Origin of the sequence: Terrabacter ginsenosidimutans (assembly GCF_039539425.1) — a bacterium.
GTDB classification, from domain to species: Bacteria; Actinomycetota; Actinomycetes; order Actinomycetales; family Dermatophilaceae; genus Terrabacter; species Terrabacter ginsenosidimutans.
Window position 1 is genome coordinate 1 of the sequence record NZ_BAABDC010000019.1, and the last position, 1,871, is coordinate 1,871.

The 1,871-nt window shown below is 56.1% G+C and carries 1 rRNA gene; it reads left to right on the plus strand.

Annotated features, from left to right (window positions below):
• The first annotated feature begins 239 nt into the window (after positions 1 to 239).
• A 16S ribosomal RNA gene (locus tag ABD831_RS22170) occupies positions 240 to 1,765 on the plus strand.
• Positions 1,766 to 1,871: the final 106 nt, after the last annotated feature.

Below are 1,871 nucleotides of genomic sequence, written 5' to 3' on the forward strand. Positions count from 1 at the left end.
GGTGTGTGTCCGATTCTTGAGAACTCAACAGCGTGTCAAAAATCGATGCCAATTACCTCGTCTCGAGGCGTGGCTCGGTCCATCGTTCTGGTGGTCGGGTTGTGTTTTGGGCGAATTATCCTTTGGTTGAAACTGAATGATCAACTCTTTTTGAGCTGGTTGTTCGACTTCAGTCAGGTTTTCGAGCCCTTCATGGGTTCAATGTTTGCTCGCCTCTTTTCGGGGTGGGTGTTTGAACATCAACGGAGAGTTTGATCCTGGCTCAGGACGAACGCTGGCGGCGTGCTTAACACATGCAAGTCGAACGGTGAGGGTCAAGCTTGCTTGGCCTGATCAGTGGCGAACGGGTGAGTAACACGTGAGTAACCTGCCCCAGACTCTGGGATAACCCCGGGAAACCGGAGCTAATACCGGATATGACATCAACTCGCATGAGTATGGTGTGGAAAGTTTTTCGGTCTGGGATGGACTCGCGGCCTATCAGCTTGTTGGTGAGGTAGTGGCTCACCAAGGCGACGACGGGTAGCCGGCCTGAGAGGGCGACCGGCCACACTGGGACTGAGACACGGCCCAGACTCCTACGGGAGGCAGCAGTGGGGAATATTGCACAATGGGCGGAAGCCTGATGCAGCGACGCCGCGTGAGGGATGACGGCCTTCGGGTTGTAAACCTCTTTCAGCAGGGAAGAAGCGCAAGTGACGGTACCTGCAGAAGAAGCACCGGCTAACTACGTGCCAGCAGCCGCGGTAATACGTAGGGTGCGAGCGTTGTCCGGAATTATTGGGCGTAAAGAGCTTGTAGGTGGTTTGTCGCGTCTGCTGTGAAAATCCGAGGCTCAACCTCGGACTTGCAGTGGGTACGGGCAGACTAGAGTGTGGTAGGGGAGACTGGAATTCCTGGTGTAGCGGTGGAATGCGCAGATATCAGGAGGAACACCGATGGCGAAGGCAGGTCTCTGGGCCATTACTGACACTGAGAAGCGAAAGCATGGGGAGCGAACAGGATTAGATACCCTGGTAGTCCATGCCGTAAACGTTGGGAACTAGGTGTGGGTCTCATTCCACGAGATCCGTGCCGCAGCTAACGCATTAAGTTCCCCGCCTGGGGAGTACGGCCGCAAGGCTAAAACTCAAAGGAATTGACGGGGGCCCGCACAAGCGGCGGAGCATGCGGATTAATTCGATGCAACGCGAAGAACCTTACCAAGGCTTGACATACGCCGGAATCACTCAGAGATGGGTGCGTCTTCGGACTGGTGTACAGGTGGTGCATGGTTGTCGTCAGCTCGTGTCGTGAGATGTTGGGTTAAGTCCCGCAACGAGCGCAACCCTCGTTCTATGTTGCCAGCACGTCATGGTGGGGACTCATAGGAGACTGCCGGGGTCAACTCGGAGGAAGGTGGGGATGACGTCAAATCATCATGCCCCTTATGTCTTGGGCTTCACGCATGCTACAATGGCCGGTACAAAGGGCTGCGAAACCGCGAGGTGGAGCGAATCCCAAAAAACCGGTCTCAGTTCGGATTGGGGTCTGCAACTCGACCCCATGAAGTCGGAGTCGCTAGTAATCGCAGATCAGCAACGCTGCGGTGAATACGTTCCCGGGCCTTGTACACACCGCCCGTCAAGTCACGAAAGTCGGTAACACCCGAAGCCGGTGGCCCAACTGCCTTGTGCAGAGGGAGCCGTCGAAGGTGGGACTGGCGATTGGGACTAAGTCGTAACAAGGTAGCCGTACCGGAAGGTGCGGCTGGATCACCTCCTTTCTAAGGAGCATCTGAGCGTGGGCCTCGTGCCGGCGTTCCAGAGCCCGGTCTGTCCCCGAGTGTGGGGCAGCGGGTGCTCAAGGGTGGAACATCGATTATTTGACAT